Annotated in this window: 15 protein-coding genes and 2 pseudogenes; 10 read left to right on the top strand and 7 right to left on the bottom strand. The window is 72.6% G+C overall.

Going from position 1 to position 16,520, the window contains the following annotated elements:
* Nucleotides 1–220 precede the first annotated feature (220 nt).
* Nucleotides 221–427, top strand: a complete 207-nt coding sequence (locus tag ABZV31_RS19455; protein ID WP_355895183.1) for a hypothetical protein — start codon at nt 221–223, stop codon at nt 425–427.
* A gap of 94 nt (nt 428–521) precedes the next feature.
* A pseudogene (locus ABZV31_RS19460) lies at nt 522–644 on the top strand (FAD-dependent oxidoreductase); the annotation flags it as partial.
* A gap of 415 nt (nt 645–1,059) precedes the next feature.
* Here ABZV31_RS19460 and ABZV31_RS19465 read toward each other — a convergent pair.
* A complete protein-coding gene (locus ABZV31_RS19465) occupies nt 1,060–1,281 on the bottom strand; it encodes a hypothetical protein (protein ID WP_355895185.1) in 222 nt (73 codons plus the stop codon).
* Nucleotides 1,282–1,545: 264 nt separating this feature from the next.
* Nucleotides 1,546–1,761 (bottom strand): annotated as a pseudogene (locus tag ABZV31_RS19470) (hypothetical protein); the annotation flags it as partial.
* Nucleotides 1,762–2,018: 257 nt separating this feature from the next.
* On the opposite strand from ABZV31_RS19470, the gene ABZV31_RS19475 reads away from it, so the two are divergent.
* The 3 genes from ABZV31_RS19475 (at nt 2,019) to ABZV31_RS19485 (ending at nt 5,177) form a co-directional block, all read left to right on the top strand.
* Complete coding sequence (locus ABZV31_RS19475; protein WP_355895187.1) at nt 2,019–3,491, top strand: APC family permease; 1,473 nt, start codon at nt 2,019–2,021, stop codon at nt 3,489–3,491.
* An 11-nt stretch (nt 3,492–3,502) separates the two neighbouring features.
* Entirely contained in the window at nt 3,503–4,462 is a 960-nt protein-coding gene (locus tag ABZV31_RS19480; RefSeq protein ID WP_355895188.1) for a hypothetical protein, read from the top strand.
* Nucleotides 4,463–4,850: 388 nt separating this feature from the next.
* A complete protein-coding gene (locus ABZV31_RS19485) occupies nt 4,851–5,177 on the top strand; it encodes a hypothetical protein (RefSeq protein WP_355895191.1) in 327 nt (108 codons plus the stop codon).
* A 312-nt stretch (nt 5,178–5,489) separates the two neighbouring features.
* Here the strand turns inward: ABZV31_RS19485 and efeB are convergent, their stop codons facing one another.
* Both efeB and efeU read right to left on the bottom strand, forming a co-directional pair.
* Nucleotides 5,490–6,770 (bottom strand): iron uptake transporter deferrochelatase/peroxidase subunit, encoded by a 1,281-nt coding sequence (gene efeB / locus ABZV31_RS19490; RefSeq protein ID WP_355895193.1) that lies wholly within the window; start codon nt 6,768–6,770, stop codon nt 5,490–5,492.
* A gap of 47 nt (nt 6,771–6,817) precedes the next feature.
* Entirely contained in the window at nt 6,818–8,947 is a 2,130-nt protein-coding gene (gene efeU / locus ABZV31_RS19495) for an iron uptake transporter permease EfeU (RefSeq protein ID WP_355895195.1), read from the bottom strand.
* A 334-nt stretch (nt 8,948–9,281) separates the two neighbouring features.
* Here efeU and ABZV31_RS19500 point away from each other — a divergent pair, with 334 nt between their 5' ends.
* Genes ABZV31_RS19500 through ABZV31_RS19510 form a run of 3 tightly spaced genes read left to right on the top strand, consistent with a single transcriptional unit; the run spans nt 9,282 to nt 11,274 of the window.
* Nucleotides 9,282–9,950, top strand: a complete 669-nt coding sequence (locus ABZV31_RS19500) for a DedA family protein (RefSeq protein ID WP_355895197.1) — start codon at nt 9,282–9,284, stop codon at nt 9,948–9,950.
* Nucleotides 9,947–10,549, top strand: a complete 603-nt coding sequence (locus ABZV31_RS19505) for a phosphatase PAP2 family protein (protein ID WP_355895200.1) — start codon at nt 9,947–9,949, stop codon at nt 10,547–10,549. Before ABZV31_RS19500 ends, ABZV31_RS19505 begins: the two co-directional genes overlap by 4 nt.
* Nucleotides 10,546–11,274, top strand: a complete 729-nt coding sequence (locus ABZV31_RS19510) for a phosphatase PAP2 family protein (protein WP_355895202.1) — start codon at nt 10,546–10,548, stop codon at nt 11,272–11,274. Before ABZV31_RS19505 ends, ABZV31_RS19510 begins: the two co-directional genes overlap by 4 nt.
* A 340-nt stretch (nt 11,275–11,614) precedes the next feature.
* Here the strand turns inward: ABZV31_RS19510 and prcB are convergent, their stop codons facing one another.
* From prcB to ABZV31_RS19525, 3 genes are all read right to left on the bottom strand, one after another.
* Entirely contained in the window at nt 11,615–12,469 is an 855-nt protein-coding gene (gene prcB / locus ABZV31_RS19515; protein ID WP_355895204.1) for a proteasome subunit beta, read from the bottom strand.
* Between the two features lie 90 nt (nt 12,470–12,559).
* Complete coding sequence (locus tag ABZV31_RS19520) at nt 12,560–13,507, bottom strand: lysylphosphatidylglycerol synthase domain-containing protein (protein ID WP_355895207.1); 948 nt, start codon at nt 13,505–13,507, stop codon at nt 12,560–12,562.
* Entirely contained in the window at nt 13,504–15,000 is a 1,497-nt protein-coding gene (locus tag ABZV31_RS19525) for a hypothetical protein (protein WP_355895210.1), read from the bottom strand. Before ABZV31_RS19525 ends, ABZV31_RS19520 begins: the two co-directional genes overlap by 4 nt.
* A gap of 179 nt (nt 15,001–15,179) precedes the next feature.
* Between ABZV31_RS19525 and ABZV31_RS19530 the strand changes: the two genes are divergently transcribed.
* Together ABZV31_RS19530 and ABZV31_RS19535 are read left to right on the top strand one after the other, a co-directional pair.
* Complete coding sequence (locus ABZV31_RS19530) at nt 15,180–15,563, top strand: BlaI/MecI/CopY family transcriptional regulator (protein WP_355895213.1); 384 nt, start codon at nt 15,180–15,182, stop codon at nt 15,561–15,563.
* A complete protein-coding gene (locus ABZV31_RS19535) occupies nt 15,560–16,453 on the top strand; it encodes a M48 family metalloprotease (RefSeq protein WP_355895216.1) in 894 nt (297 codons plus the stop codon). The genes ABZV31_RS19530 and ABZV31_RS19535 overlap by 4 nt, the downstream gene beginning before the upstream one ends.
* The last annotated feature ends 67 nt before the right edge of the window (nt 16,454–16,520 follow it).

Consider the following 16,520-nt stretch of genomic DNA (forward strand, 5'->3'; position numbering starts at 1 on the left):
CGGACAGCTTCCAGCTTAGGACGGGCGAACCGGGCGGAGGTTTTTCGCGGCAGCAGGCAGGTACCCCTACAGCGGACCGGGTCGGGCCGGCAGGTGCGTCCGCCCTTCCGGATGCAGGGCGCGGCCCGGAGGGCAATCGTGGGAGAAGGTCCCGGTCCCGCAAGCACGGGCGCCGCAGTCCGGCCCCGAGGAGGGACCCGGCTGGACCCGAGGAGGACACATGTCGACGCCACAACCCGATGCACCCCGCACGTTCGGGGACCACGCCACCCCGGACGAGGTGCTCCACGCCCGTACCGGCACCGAGGTCTCGCCGGAAGACCTGGTGCTGGCCGCGGGCCGCGACATCACCCCGCGCAACCTGGAGTGGGCCAAGCGCAAGCTTGCCGAGGAGGGCCCGGCCGCCCTGGACAAGCTGCTGCCCTAGCACGCGGCGGGCCGCCGCCCGCCGCGGTTGAAGGGACCGGAGCACCGCTCCGGTCCCTTCCGGAGGGGCCCTTCGTGCTGTCACACTCCGGAGGGTGCCCGACTTCGACATGCTCGTGGACATGCTCGTGATCGGATCCGGCCCGGGCGGCCAGAAGGCCGCCATCGCGGCGGCCAAGCTGGGCCGCCGGGTCGCCATCGTCGACCGCCCCGACATGAGGAACCGACGGAACTCGCTGCCCTGCTGAAACGCGGCTCGCGCCGTATGGACGTCCCGCGTTGACGTGTGGAGATTCCCGGTGAACCACCTGTACGAGCCGACGGGGGCTGTGCCGACGGAGGGGAGGGCTCGCGCAGCAGCTACTGAGTACCGGGGTCTGCGGCCGTGGTGGTGGAGGCTCCAGATGTGGCCTCCTCGAAGTCCGGGGCCTGGAAGAGGTTCCTGGTCGGAGGCGGTGCTCCTGTCGTGACGCGGAGGGGTGCCGGTTCGGGTTCGGAGAACAGCGAGGTCGTGTCGACGGGACGTCTCCCTTTCGGTGCGGGGATGTTGAGCAGACTGACGTGGGGGAGGTGCGGTTCGGGTGCCGAGGAGAGGATGATCACCTGCTGCCGCCTCGGCCGGGCGCAGCGATCTCAGAGATTGGTCATCTTGGTGTACGGACTCGTGATTCGTACCTGCTGTGAGCCGAAATCGACGAGCACTGCGATTCCATCCTCGATGCCGGTGACCCGGCCGAGGCCGTACACATCATGTGTGACCCGGTTTCCGACGGCGAATCGTTCGCAAGGTGGCGTGGTCGGGGCCTTGAAGGGGCTGGTAGGCAGATGACGCTTGGTTACGGTTGGCTTTCTCATCATCACCAGTATGCGCCTGCCGGTCCGACGAGGAGCCCGGCCGACGCCTTCTCACGGGTGAGGCGCTGTTTCGGCCGGCCGGGACGGCCGGCGTGGACAACCTCGGGGCCGAGTATCGGGCGGAGAGGCCACCTAACGATCCTCGTCACACCCCCGGTACGTCGGCGTCGTCGGTCTGGGTGGTCCGCGCGCGTTCCCAGATTGGGAACCCGCTGGTGGCGAAGACTTCGAGCGTAGTGAGGAAGAGCGCGAAGTCTGCCCCTCCGGCTCCCCCACGTCCGGTTGCTCCTGGGCCAGCCGCTGGTCGAGGCTCTCGCCCTCGTGCTGTTCGGCGGCGGTCGTGAACGTACTTGGTCACGCCCAGGGTTTCTCGGGCGGGGAGTACCCCTCGTCGAGGGTGTCGTCGTAGGTCCGCTCGTCCACCGCGTCCTGCAGGTCCAGCGGCACGGCGTCCTCCTGCAAAGTACTTGGCCAGGGCACCGGGTTGAACTCCGGACAGCGAACGGAGAATTACCCTCCGGTCAATCTTGAAAGCCAAACGAGCCCAGCTATCATCACACCCACACACGCCGTAACCTTGCGCAGACGCAGCGGCTGGACGGTACCCACCCCTTGTTTTCCGGCCCCCGGCCCGAGGCCACCCCTCGGGCGGCTCCGCGCCGGGCCAACCCCCCACCCCCCTACGCCGTCTGGGCCGTCCCGCCCTTGCGTCGTGCACAACGGAAAGCAGCACATCCATGAGCGACAGCAGGGGCAGAGGGCTGCAGGCCAATGCCCTCGGTACGTTCGACACCGTGGTGATGGCCGTGGCGGGCAGCGCCCCGGCGTACTCACTCGCGGCGACCACCGCGGTCCTGGTCGGCGCGGTGGGACCGGCCAGTCCGGCCGCACTGCTGTACTGCGCGATACCGATGCTGGGCATCGCTCTGGCGTTCAGCTACCTCAGCCGGATCGACGTCAACGCGGGCGCCAGCTACTCGTGGGTGGGTCGGACGCTGCACCCCTTTCTGGGCTTCATCAGCGGCTGGGCGCTGGTGATCTCGGCGACCATCTTCATGGTGGCCGGGTCGCTGCCCGCCGGGTCGATGACGCTCGCCCTGTTCGACGACAAGCTGGCCGACGACACGGCCCTGTCCACGGTGGTCGGCGCGGCGTGGTTCGTGGTGATGCTGCTCGTCGTACTCGGCGGCGCCCGGCTCACCGTGCGGGCCCAGCTGGTCATGTCCGGCGTCGAGCTCGCCGTCCTGGCGCTGTTCGCGGTCCTCGCCCTCCTCCACACCGGCAACGCCCGCGCCTTCGACTGGTCCTGGCTCGGCTTCAGCCACTTCCACGGGGTGGCCGGGTTCGCCTCCGGTGCGCTCATCGCCGCGTTCTACTACTGGGGTTGGGACGTGACCAGCAACCTCAGCGAGGAAACCCGCAACAGCCGCCGTACGACGGGCCTCGCGGGCCTGATCGGCGTAGGCATCGTGTTCCTGCTGTTCGAGGTGTTCACCATCGCCGTGAACGTCATCCTCTCCTCGCAGCAGATCCAGGAGAACGACGCCAACGTGCTGGCCGTGCTCGGCGAGGAAATCTGGCCGGGCTGGGGCGGCAGGCTGCTCATCGTCTCCGTGATGCTGTCCACCATCGCCACCCTGGAGACCACGCTCATCCAGGTCACGCGCTCGCTGTTCGCGATGGGCCGCGACCGCACGTTGCCGTCCGCGCTGGGCCGCGTGCACCGCACCTGGAACACGCCGTGGGTCGCCATCGCCGTGGTGGGCGCGGTGGCGCTGGCGATGTTCATCGCCTCCAACGCGCTGGGCACGGTGGGCGACATCCTCTCCGACGCGATCTCGGCGATCGGCCTGCAGATCGCCGTCTACTACGGGCTTGCGGGCCTCGCGGTCGTCGTCGCCTACCGCAGGATGCTGCTGAAGTCCGCGGCCAACTTCGTCCTCGGCGGGCTGTGGCCGCTGCTCGGCGCCCTGTTCATGTTCTGGATCTTCGTCGAGTCGCTGGGCGAGCTGAGCTCGGCCGCGGTCGCGATCGGCATCGGCGGGCTCGCCGTGGGACTGGTGCCGATGCTGTGGTACTGGCGGCAGGGCAGCGACTACTACCGGCCGGCGAAGCTGGACGCCGCCCGCACCGTCGAGGCCGACTACGTCCCCGGCGGCCACACCAGTGACCAGTCCCGTCTGTACGAGGGTCTCCCCACCGACTTCTGAGGAAGAACCCGATGGCGCGAGACCGCTACACCCCCGATTTCGACCCCGACTGCGGGGATGCACCCCTCACCTCCGCCCGCCAGGACATCGTCATCGGCCGCTGGCAGGGCCTGCGGGACCTGCTGCGGACGACCGGCGCCGACTGGCCCGTGCGAGGTCACCGCATCCGGCTGCTCGCGCAGGCGTGCGCGGGCAGTTCGACGGCCGAGTCCTGGCTGGCCGCCGAGCCGCGCAGCGCCGACGCTCTGGTGCTGCGGGCGGCGACGGAGACGGCGCGGGCCTTCAACCTGGCCATCGCGGCGGGCCGGGGCGTGCCCATCGAGCAGAGCCGCGTCGACGCCGCGGTGCTGGCCTGTCTGCACGCCGCCGAGGCCTGCCCGGAGGATCCGACGCCGTGGATCTCGCTGATCTCCGTCGCCCGGCTGTATCCGGCCGGAGTACGGCAGCAGGAACTGGCGCGCTGGTGGGACGAGTTGCACCGGCGCGACCGCTACAGCGTCGAGGGCCACCTGCAGGTGCTGCGCTACTACTCCGCGCGCTGGCACGGCACGCACGGCCTGATGTACGACTTCGCCCGCGACGCCGCGGGAGTGGCGCCACCCGGCTGCGCGCTGCCGGTGCTGGTGCAGTACGCCCGTGTCGAGGAGTTCCGCTACGTCCTGGAAGGCGCGAAGGGGCAGCAGGCCGCCATGGGCTTCGGGCAGCACTGGAACCACGACGGGGCGGTCGGCGAAGTACGGCGCACCTGGGAGCGCTGGATCCAGGGGCGCGGCGACGTCGCCGTGGACCCGGTGGAGCTGCGCGACCTCAACTACCTGGCGCACGCCGCCTGTTACGCCGGCGCCACCGACATCGGCGCCGCGCTGCTGCGGATGCTGGGCCGCCGGGCCACGCGCACCCCGTGGTCGTACACCGGGGACCCGGTCAAGCAGCTGGTGAGGTGGCGCAAGGAGCTGGGGCTGCCCTCGTGACCGGCGTCCGCGAGGCCGAAATCCGTTGACGGCGGGCGGATCGGCGTTGTTGCAACCCCTCCGATGGGAATCTGGACCGACGCCTTCGTCGCGCCCGCCGAGCCGGTTGTGGTGGACCGGGAGGTCTTCGGGCGCCTCGTGGTGGACCTGGCGCGGGAGCGGGTGGTCCGTACGCCCTGGGCGCTGCTCGCGGGGGAGCTGTGCGTCAACGCGAGCCTGAACTGGGGCAGCGTCAGCGGGGAGGCACGCTGGGACCGGCCGCCCGTGGGCAGCCTGCTGTGCTCCGAGGAGCGGCCCGCCGACCTGCGGGACGACGACCCGCCGCCGTGGGGCGACTCGCACGAGCGGGCGCGGCTGCTCGCCCGCGGGGGCGCGGTCCTCGACGTGTTTGCCCGCCCTCGCGCGGGCGCCGTACGGGGAACAGGACGTCGCGGTCGTCTTCGACCGGCTCGACTTCACCAACCGGGCGATCGCCGACCATTTGTCGTTCGAGGACCACCGCACGATGCTGGTCTGCTTCGCCCTGGCCCGGCCGCAGGAGCGGCCGCTGTCCACCTGCGACCACTGGGAGCCGGGCGGGCCGGTCCATCCGGTGCGCACGTGCGTCGTCCACACGTTCAAGCACGCCTTGGAGGAGGGCCCGGTCCCGGCGATCGTTTCCGTGGCGGCGCGTCACTTCGGGCCCCGGCTGGTCACCGGGGAGACCTGGGGCTGAGCGTCGAAGGCGTGCCGCATGCCGCGGGCGCATGCGGTGACGCCGCTGCGGCGGCCGTCCCGCCGACCCTGATCCACGCCTGCCGCGTCACGGAGATCCGGACGCGGTGCCAGGGCGAGGGCTTCGCCGCGCCCGCGGCGGGGAGGGTCGGAGTGGAGTCAGGGGCGGCCGTCATCGAAAAGGGTTTTCCATCGGGCGCACGGTGCGAGCGGCTGCGACACACAGCCTTGTGCCGAGGCCGCGTACGGGCAACTCATGCGCGGTAAAGCCCATGACTGGTCTTGACCATGGGAGGGGAAAGTCGCCGTACGGTCAGGCGGCCATCAGTCCCCGGCCGAACCAGTCGGAGGAGTTCCGGACGCCGGGCAGGACGAAGAAGTAGCCGCCGCCCGTCGGGGAGATGTAGTCGACGAGGGGTTCGTCGATCAGCCGGGTCTGGGTCGCCTCGAACTGCCGGTGCACGTCCTGCTGGTAGCAGCAGAAGACCAGGCCCATGTCGAGGTTGCCGACGTTGTCGACGCCCCGGTCGTAGTTGTAGCCGCGGCGCAGGATGCGGGAGGTGTCGGTGGCGGCGGTGCGCGGGTTGGCGAGGCGGATGTGGGCGTCGAGCGGAATCGCCGTGCCGTGCGGGTCCTTGGCGTAGTTCGGGACGTCGGTCTCCTTGGCGCCGTCCAGCGGAGCGCCGGTGTCCTTGCGGCGGCCGAACATCTTCTCCTGCTCGGTCAGCGACACCCGGTCCCAGAACTCCACCAGCATCCGGATGATCCGGATGACCTGGTAGCTGCCGCCGGTGGCCCAGGACGGCTCGCCCTGGCCGTCGCCCACCCAGACCAGGCGGTTCATGTCCCTGGCCGAGGTCACGTCCGGGTTGGCGATGCCGTCCTTGAAGCCGAGGAGGTTGCGCTGGGCGCCGCTGGGGCGGGGGGCGTTCTGGAAGCCGTCGATGCGCCACTTGATCTGCATGGCGCCGCGGGTGTGCCGGGCGATGTCGCGCAGCGCGTGCAGCACCGTGTCCTGCCGGTTGGCGCAGATCTGCAGGGACAGGTCGCCGTGGCACTCGGCCGCGTTCAGGTTGTCGTTCGGGAACGTCCTCATGGGCGTCAGCCGACGCGGCCTGGCCTTGGCCAGGCCGTAGCGGTCGTCGAACAGGGAGGCGCCCACGCCGACGGTGACCGTCAGCGCGTCGGCCGGGACGACGGGGCCGAGGATGCCGTTGTCGGAGGGCGGGGCGCCGACGCCCAGGTCCTGGGGGGCGCCGCCCGCGGTGAGGAAGCGGGCCCGCTCGGTGATGGTCCTGAACAGGTCCGCGAGTTCCTTGCGCCCCTCGGCGATGACGTTGAAGGAGACGAAGGTGGCGGCGGCCTGGGCGGGGGTGACGATGCCGGCCTGGTGGACGCCGTGGAAGGGGACCTTCGCTGCGCTGGCGGTGTCCGCGGCGTGGGCCTCGGTGGTGCCGGTCTCGCTGAGGGCGAAGCCGCCTCCTGCCAGGACGGCTCCCGCGGCCCCGGCCCCCAAGGCCGTCTTCACGAAGGAGCGTCGGCCGGGACCGGCGGGACAGCCGCCCCGGAGGGCGGGCGTTTCGGCGGACGGCATGGAGCGGTTCCCTTCGGTGCGTATGTTCTCGGCGCGCTGTGCGGTCATCAGGCGGACTTCCGGATCTCCAGCAGGTCCGGAATGGGGGCGAGGTCCTCGAGGAGCTGTCCGGTGGCCCCGTTCAGCCGGGCCCGTGCGGTCTCGTCGAGCCGGTCCACGGGGGTCCAGGTGTCGCCGTGGTGGGCGGCGTCGAGCAGCTTCTGCAGTCGGGCGACGTCCGCGTCGACGGTCGGGAGCAGGTGCGGGGCGCGGGTGGTCAGCAGCGGCTTGAGTACGGTGAGCAGCTCGCGCGTGCCGGCGAGGTTGGCGTCGGCGGTGGCGAGCTCCGTGCCGCTGCCCTGGTCGGCGTCGCCGGTCAGCTCGAACTGCAGGGTGTTCTCGAGGATCTCGTGGGCGCGCAGCGGCAGGTCGCCCGGGGCGAAGTCCTGGGTGGGGAAGGCCTTCTGCAGGCCGGCGGCGTCGTCGGCGAGCCGCTGGGCCGGGGCCTTGAGCTCGTCCGCCGACTGACCGTGCCACAGGCCGTACTCGACCCGGTGGAAGCCGGTGAAGTCCTTGTCCCGCACGCCGCCCGGCAGGCCGTCGGGCCGGCCGTTGATCTTCTGGTCGAAGTCCTCGAAGGTGCCGTAGGCGGCACCGAGGGAGGCGTAGGTGCGGTGGGCGCTCAGCCAGTCGGTACGGGCCGTATCCAGGTGGCCGCCCCGGATGTCGCCGTTCAGCTTGCGGGTCTGGGCGACGAGGGTGGCCAGGCCCTGGCCGACGTACTGCTTGTACTGCTTCAGGGGGGTGGCGAGGTCCTGCTCGGAGACGGGGACGACCGCCCTGGCCCCTCCCCCGCCGCTGACCCGGACCGCCTTCGAGGTGACGGCCGTGCCGCCGGTGGGCACGCAGCGCCAGGCGTAGGTGCCGCCCGCGACGGTGGCGACCAGGTCGCGGGTGGTGCCGGGGGCCAGGCCCTCGACCTCGCCGTAGACCGCGTTGGTGGCCGGGTCGATGAGGTACACCTCGGACGTCTTGGACCCCGTGTTGTGCATCTGGAAGGTCTGCCGGCCCGGCTTGGGCGCGGTGAAGCCCTTGCCGCACTCCGTCTCGGAGACCGCGACGGTCTGCGCGCCCGCGGGCTTGGGGCGGCCGAGGGCGACGACGACCCCCGCCACGACCGCGGGGATGGCGACCACGGCGACGGGGACGACCCAGGCGGGGCGACGGCGGGCCGCGGACGGCGCCGCCGGCTCCGTCTCCTTCCTCCCGTCCTTGGGCTTCGGCTTCGTCCCGTCGTTGGGCGTCGGCTCCTTCTGGTCGTCGGGCGTCGGCTTCTTCTCGTCCTCGGCCTTCGCCTTCCGCGGGTCCATAGCCGGCTTGGCCGCCGTGGCACGCACCCCGCGGACGAACAGGGTCATCACCACGGCGAGGTAGCCGATGTAGCTCAGCACCTGGAGCCACGTCATCGTCGGGGTCAGGTTGAACACGCCCTGGACCAGGGTGCTGTACCAGGAGCCCGCGTCGACGCTGCCGCTGAGGTCGACGGCGTACGCGGCCCTGCCGGGCAGCACCCCGCCCTCCTGCAGGTCACGCAGGCCGTAGCCGAGGACGCCGGCCGCGATCACGATGAGCACGGCGCCGGTAGCGGTGAAGAACCTGGTGAGGTTGATCTTCAGCACCCGCCGGTACAGGCCCCAGCACAGGCCGGCCGCCAGGACCAGGCCGATCGCGGCGCCCGTCATCGGCCCCGCGGACTCGCCGGCCGCACGGGCGGTGGTCCACAGGAACAGGGCAGTCTCGAGGCCCTCGCGGCCCACCGCGAGGAAGGAGGTGACGACGAGCATGCCCGCGCCCATGGCGAGCGCGCCGGTGACCTTCTCCTTGATCTCGCCGGAGAGGCTGCGGGCCGAGCGGCGCATCCAGAACACCATGGCGGTGACGAACGCGACGGCCACCACGCTGAGGGTGCCGCCGAACGCCTCCTGCGCGGTCGCGGAGAGGGAGGCGGCGGTGAAGGTGAGCACCGCGCCGAAGCTCATCGCGACGGCGATCGCCGCCAGGACGCCGGTCCACACCTGCGGCAGGCGGGACTTGGCGCCGGCGCGCACCAGGGTGGCGACCAGGATGGAGACGATGAGTCCGCCTTCGAGTCCCTCTCGCAGTCCGATCAGGAAGCTCGGAAACGCGTCGTCCCACATGCGGTGCGGCCCTCCCCGGCACGCCGCCCCGGCCACCCCAGGCCGAGTTAGACAAGGCATGCCTTACTTCGCGACCCATCATGACTACAGGCGTATAGTCGGTCGGTCATGAAGTAGTCATGGGAAGGTAAAAGTCGGAGCGCGCGGGCGCGCGCCCACTCTCCCCCCACGAAGAGCCCTCGGGCCAACCGGGTCACCCCGCCGGGTCGATCACGGGAACGATGTGCGACCCGCTATCGTCTACAGTTCAGTAGACGGTCTACAGATGTGTAGTCACATGCTGGGCGCGCCGTTCCGTGCGCGCCCGCCGACCCGACCGAAAGGGCTCGCGACGATGATCGCACCCCCGTACCTGTCGTCGCAGCTCGCTGTCAACGTGCTGGACGCCCAGTCGCTGCTGGCCGCCTTCGGCGTGCTGGGCGTCGGCGTGGTGATGTTCGCCGAGACGGGGCTGCTCATCGGCTTCTTCCTGCCCGGCGACTCACTGCTGTTCACCGCGGGCCTGCTGTGCACGGGCACGGCCGACCGGGGAGTGAAGCTGTCGCTGGCTCCGCTGCTGGTCGCGGCCGCCGTGGGCGCGCTCGTCGGCTCGCAGTGCGGCTATCTGCTGGGCCGCAGGGCGGGCGGCGCGCTGCTCGCCCGCAGCCGCTCGCAGCGCCTGCACGAGGGCGCGAAGCGGGCCGAGGAGCTGCTGGAGCGGTATGGACTGGCGAAGGCGATCGTGCTGGCCCGCTTCGTGCCGGTGGTGCGGACGGTGCTCAACCCGATGGCGGGCGCCCTGGGCGTGCCGGTCCGCACGTTCACCGTGTGGCAGGTCGTCGGCGGCCTCGTGTGGAGCATCGGCCTCACCCTCGCGGGCTATGCGCTCGGCTCGTCGATCCCCAGCATCGACAAGTACCTGCTGCCGGTGATCGGGCTGATCGTGATCGTGTCGCTGATCCCGCTCGCCTCCGAGGTGCTGCGCTCCCGCCGGGCCACGAAGGCGAAGGAGGCGCGCGGATGATCCTGGCCCTGACGGGCTCGTCCATCGACGGCTCCGCGTACACCGACGTGGTGGAACTGGCCCGCCGCTCCCCCGCATGGTTCGACGACGTGGTGTCGGCGTGGTCGTCGTACGGACTGGCGGTGTTCGCGGTGCTGATGGCCGTGGGTTGGTGGCGGGCCCGCCGGGCGGGCGCCGCCGCGGCGGTGACGGCCCTGGCCGTGCCGGTCGTCGTGGTCGCCGCTTACGCCGTGGACCTGCTGCTGAAGCTCGTCGTGCGCGAGGTGCGGCCCTGCCGCACCCTGCACAGGGCGACGCTGGAGGCATGCCCGGCACGGACCGACTGGTCCTTCCCCAGCAACCACGCTGCCATCGCCGCCGCGGCCGCGGTGGCGCTGTTCTTCGTCTCCCGTCGGCTCGGTGCGGTCGCGGCCGTGGCCGCCGCCGCGATGGCCGTCTCGCGGGTCTGGGTCGGCGTCCACTATCCGCACGACGTCGTGGCCGGGATCGTGGTCGGCGGCCTGGTGGCCCTGGTCGGGATGCGGGTGCTGGGGCGATGGCCGGAGGGCCTGGCCCGGCGCATCACCGCGACCCGGCTGCGGCCGCTGCTGGTGCCATGAGGCACCGGGAGACCGCCGACCTCGCGGGCAGCATCGCGCTCGGCGCCTGGGCGGCGTTCGCCGTGCTCGGGCTGGTCGTCGGCGGCCACGGTGGCCCGCTGCCCCTGGACGACTACCTGCTGTCCTGGTCCCACGGCCACCGCCCCGAGGCGGCGGTGGCCGTGGCCCGCGGACTGACCGCGACCGGGACCGGAGTCATTCCGTACCTGCTGGTGGCGCTGGCGGCGATCGCCGTGGGACGCACCGCGCGGCAGCGGGCTCTCGCCGCGGCCCTGGGCCTCGCCTGCCTCGCCGTCGGCCAGGCGGTGCGGTACGGCGTGATGGAGCTGGTCGCCCGGCCGCGTCCGCCGCAGCAGGACTGGGACACACACGCCTCGGGGTGGGCGTTCCCGTCCGGTCACACCACCACGGCGGCCCTGACCGCCGGGCTGGTGATCCTGGCGATGTCCGTGCGCGCCCCGCGCGGCCGGACGGCGATCCGCCTGACCGTCGGCTGCTGGGGCGCACTGGTCGGACTGACTCGCGTGTATCTCGGGGTGCACTGGTTCACCGACGTGGTCGGAGGCTGGCTGTTCGCCGTCGGCTGGCTCGGCGTGTGCCTGTGCGCGGGAGCCTGGTGGCTGCCCTCCGGTCTCGTGGCCGACCTGACGACGACGGGCGAACGGCCGAGGGAGGAGCCTGCGCCCCGCGATCCCGGGGGCCGAGGACGCTCACGACCGGCGTGACGTGCTGGGCTGCCCGACAGGGACGGGCGGGACGGTGCGCCCGGCGATGCGCGCCAACGGATGCCGCTCCCCGGTCGACTTCCTTCGACCCGCACGAGCGGCTGGGCGACGGGCTGCCGCGTTCCGCCGACGGCGACGGTCTGCCCAGGCCGTTCCCTCTCGCGGCCCCCGCCACCCCGGCTGCCGGCCTCCCCCGAACGGGCCGCTCCCCCGCCGCCGACGTGTTGGCCCGGCCCCGCCCCGTACGGCGCCCCTTCCCTGCGTCCGGTGTCATGAGGACCGACGGTGTCATCGGGCACACGCGTCCTGATCGCCTCACCCGGCCCGGCTCACGCCCCTGTCATGGTGCGGCGACCGGGCCGTCCGGGCGGCTGCGGCGCTGTTCGACCATCTCGCGGCTCAGTTCCTCCGTCTCCGCCTCGGGCAGCCGCTCGAAGCCGTCCTCGGTGATGACCGACACGACAGGGAAGATGCGGCGGGTGATGTCCGGGCCACCGGTGGCCGAGTCGTCGTCGGCGGCGTCGTAGAGCGCCTGAAGGGCGGCGAAAGCAGCCTCACGGCGGGACATGCCCGGGTGGAACAGCTTCTTCAACGCGCCGCGGGCGTACGGGGATCCGGAGCCCTCGGCGTGGAAGTCCCGCTTCTCGTAGGCGCCACCGGTGACGTCGAAGCCGAAGATGCGGCCCCGCTCGCCGTCGGAGGCGCCGGTGTCGTAAGCGGCGAGCAGCGGAACGACGGCGAGGCCCTGCATGGCCTGGCCGAGGTTCTGCCGGATCAGGCCCGCGAGCCGGGTCGCCTTGGCCCTGAGGGTCATGGGGATGCCCTCGATCTTCTCGAAGTGCGTCAGCTCGACCTGGTACAGCTTCACCATGTCCAGGGCGAGGCCGATGCTGCCCGCGAAGGCCACGGCGGTGTGGTCGTCGGCCGGATGGACCTTCTCCAGGTCGCGCTGGGCGATGAGGTTGCCCATGGTGGCCCGGCGGTCCCCGGCGATCATCACGCCGTCGCGGTAGGTGAGGGCGAGCACCGTGGTGCCGTGCGGAAAGCGGCCGGATGCGGCGCGCACGCCCTCGGGGAAGGGACGGCGCGTGGGCAGCAGCCCGGGGCGGTACGCCGCGAGGAACTCGGCGAAGGACGAGGTGCCGGGCGTGAAGAACTCGTCCCCCAAGCGGCCGCCCGTGTCGCTCGGTGTCATGCCTGTCCCCCTCCTGCATGGCCGATGACGGTGTGCCGGCCAATGACGGAGTCCTACCTGCAGCGGGTCGGCCGGAAACGTCGGCGGGCGTCACACCGCCCTGCGGCGGATCAGCACGCCGAGGACCACCAGGCCGGGGACGAGCGGCAGCCACACGGTCAGGAGCCGGTAGCCGAGCACGGCGGAGGCGGCCGCCGCGGCCGGGGCGCCCGTAGCAGTGAGGGCGAGGGCGAGCGCGGCGTCCAGGGAACCGATGCCGCCGGGGGTGGGCAGCAGGGCGGCGGCGCAGCTCGCGGCGAGGTAAAGGAGGGCCACCCGGGCCGGGGGCAGAGGCAGTTCGACGGCCTGGGTGACGGCGATCAGCACAAGGGAGTGCGCCGCGGCGAAGCCGAGGGAGCCGCCCCACAGGGCCGCGGCCCGGTGCGGCCGGACGTGCACGGCCCGGATGTCGGTCAGCACCGCCGCCAGTGCGCGCCGGCACCAAAGCCGCAGCGGGCCGCTCAGCAGGAAGGTCACCAGCGCGGCGGCGGCCAGGACGGCGGCCACGGCCGTGGCGGACAGGTGGGGGGTCCGCAGGACGCCGGGACAGGCCATGGCAAGGACGGCGATCAGGGCGACGCGGGCGACTGCACCCGCGGTGGCCTTGACCGCGAGGCCGCTTGCCGAGCGGCCGGCGGGCAGTCCGCAGCGCATCAGGAACCGCAGGTTGACCGCGCCCGCCCCGAGACCGGCGGGCAGCACGTGGTTGGCGGCACAGGCGGCGAACTGCGCGGCCACCAGCCGCCCGCCGGGCAGTCGCTCGGCCACCGCACCCTGCTGGGCGAGCGCCGAGCACGCCCAGGTGGCGCCCGCGGCAGCCGCGCCGACCAGCAGCCAGCCCTGGTCGGCGACGGCGAGCTTTCCGGCGCCGGTCGCGAGCGCGGGCCAGTGGCGCCGGGCCAGGTACGCCGCGCACAGCAGGGCGGTGAGCGTCGCTGCCGCGTGCCACCAGGCCCGTCGGCGCAGGGCGGTGGTGACGGTGAGGAGCGGGGACGTCATGGGCGGCTGCCCTTCTGCGCCGTCGGTGCGACGTACAGGCGCAGGGATCCGAACCGGTGGGACGGCCAGGTACGGGCGTACGCGGGCGGGGAGCCGTGCGCGGTGGTGAGGGCGGCGACCGGCATCTTCCGTGCCGTGCGCTCGATGCCGGCCTCGGTGGTGTTGGCGTTGTGGCCCTGGGTCGCGGCGGAGGAGCAGCCGGTGTAGAAGGCGATCGGGACTGCCTGTTCCCCGGTGAGCAGGCAGGGCGGGCGCACTCCGAGGCGGTGCAGTTCGGTGGCGGTGCGGTCCCAGGCGCGGTGGTCGGCGGTCGTGCGGTCGACGGTGTGGGCGAGGACGGCGTACTGGACCGCAAGGTGTCCGGCGAGGCCCAGCGCGACCAGGGTGACGGTCACCGGCCGCCAGGTGCGGTTCGGTGCCGGGACGAGGTGGACGAGTGCGTCGGCGACCGGTAGCGCGAGCAGGGCGTAGGCGGGCAGCAGGAAGCGGGGCGCCGCGTATCCGATCATGAACAGGTACGGGAAGGCGGCCGTGGCGGCGCAGGCCAGCGGCACCAGCGTCGGTGCCATCCGCCGGGCGCGGAGGGCCACCGCGAGGCCCAGCAGGGCCAGCAGCGGCAGGACGAACCACCAGGCAATGATCACCGGGTTCGGCATCGCACCGGTGCAGGGGCGGCACAGGGCCCGCCCGCCCAGGCTGCGCAGCTGGTCGGTGACGGCCAGGTGCCGGCCCAGGCCGCCCTGTATGGCGGAGGCGTCGGACAGCCGCTGCAGCAGGCCGCCGTAGCTGACGTAGGCCTCGATCACCCACTCGGCGGCCCCGGCGACCAGTCCGGCGAGCAGCGCGGCGAGCGGCCGCCAGTGACGTTCCAGTACCGCCAGGACCAGCAGCGGGAGTACCGCCCAGACCGCGTCCATGGGACGCATCCACGCCATGAGCGCGGCGCCGACGACCAGCCCCCACAGCGCCGCGTGGTCGCCTCTGTCCGCGCGGGCCCGCAGGAAGCAGCCCGCGCAGACCAGGGCGCCCACGGCGACCCAGTAGTTGGGCATGGCCTGCGGGCCGTAGAACAGCGTCACCCACAGGGAGGCGAACAGGGCTCCGGCGACGGCCAGGACGCGGGAGGGGAACCTGTCCCGCCAGACGCGCAGGGCCAGGTACAGGGCGAGCCCGGACAGCAGTGCGAGGTAGACGCGCAGCAGCGCGGTGGACGACGACCAGGAGGCGACCGGGGCCACGAGCAGCGGGACGCCGCGGGCACGCGGCGCGCTGAAGAAGGCCGCCGGCGCATGGGGGCTGACCTGGCTGACGTAGACGGTCTCGTCCCAGCCGAGGCCCATGCCGGGTCGTACGAGGAGGAGTTGGGCGAGAGTGAAGGCGGCGGCCACCGCCGCGAGAAGGCCGTCGCCGCCGACCCGCGGGACACGGCCGGTCGGAAGCGTCGCTCCGGAGCGACGCCCCCCGGCGAGTATGGCGTTGGCGCCGTCGGCCATTTCCACCCCTCACCCCTACACGATGTAGGGTCTCTGACACCCTACATCCTGTAGGACTGAAGGCGGGAGTCAGGAAAGACGTCAGGGAAAACAAGGACAAGCTATCCCGCGCCGGGCGGGGCGGCAGGGTGCGATACCGCCAGACGCCTGACGCCCCTACGCGCTGTAAGGTTGAGGGCATGGCTGGCAGAGGGCCTCACGGCAGGGTGGAACGGCGCAGCTCAGGAGAGCTGGAGAGCGAGGTCCTCGCGGCACTGTGGTCCACGGAGCGGCCGCTGACGCCGGCCGAGATCCAGGCGGAGATCGGGGGCAACCTGGCCTACAACACCGTGCACACCATCCTCAAGCGGCTCTACGACAAAGGCCTGGTGCTGCGCGAGGTCGACGGGCGGCGCGGTGCCTACCGGCCCGCGAAGAACGCGGCGGAGCTGACCGCCGAGGCGATGCACCAGGCCCTGGACCGCGGTCCCGACCCGATCGCCGCCCTGCAGCAGTTCGTCACCGGGCTGAGCCCCGAGGAGGAGCGGGCCCTGCGCGACCTGCTCAGCGGAGGCGCGACATGAGGGTCGACGTCTACACCCCGCTGCTGCTGTCCCTGCTGCTCGCCGCGATCAGCCCGGCCGTCGGCCGGCGGGTGGCTCCCGCGCTCGCCGCGCGCGTGCTGACCACCGCCGCCGTGGTGACGGCCGCCGCCACCGTCTGGTCCCTCGTCCTGCTGGCCGCCACCCTCGTCAACGACGCGCCGCCGGTCGTCGCGGACGCCCGTGAGGACGGCCGGCGGCTGGCGGAGCCGGTACCCGAGGCCGTCGGAATCGTCGCCTGTCTGGCCCTCGCTCTCGTCGCCCACCGCCTCTGGCGCGCCGTCCGCGCGGAGTGGGGCACGCGCCGCGCGCTGCAGCGGCTGTGTGCCGGGCACCCCGGGGACACCGAACTGATCGTCGCCGCCTCGCCCGTCCCGCAGGCGTTCGCCATCCCGGGCACACCGGGGCGGATCCTGGTCACGGCCGCGATGCTGAGTGCGCTTCAGCCGGTGGAGCGCCGGGTGCTGCTGGCCCACGAACGCGCCCATCTGGCCCACCGGCACGCGCTGCTCGTGACCGCGGCGACGCTCGCCGTCGCGGCCAACCCGCTGCTCGTGCCGGTCCGTACCACGGTCACCTTCCTCGTCGAACGCTGGGCGGACGAGCGGGCCGCGGACGCGGTGGGCGACCGTACCGCCACCGCCCGCGCGCTGGCCCGGGCGGCGCTCACCGCCGGGCGGGTGAAGCCGTCGTGCGCGCTGAACTTCACCGACCGCGCCGTCACCCGCCGCATCGCGGCACTCCAGTCCGCGCCGCCCCCGCACCTGTGGCCCGTCGCGGCGGCCGTCCTCGCCCTGGGCACCCTTCCGGCCCTCGGCGCCGCCGACGCCACGGGTGACCTGCTGCGGCTGCTGGCGAGCGTCCTGACGTAGGACCGGGCGGCCGTCCAGACCCGGACGACGCGGCCCGGGCGGCCGTTCCACGTCTCGACAGCCACCC

Source organism: Streptomyces sp. NPDC005202 (genome assembly GCF_040608235.1).
Classification (GTDB): domain Bacteria; phylum Actinomycetota; class Actinomycetes; order Streptomycetales; family Streptomycetaceae; genus Streptomyces.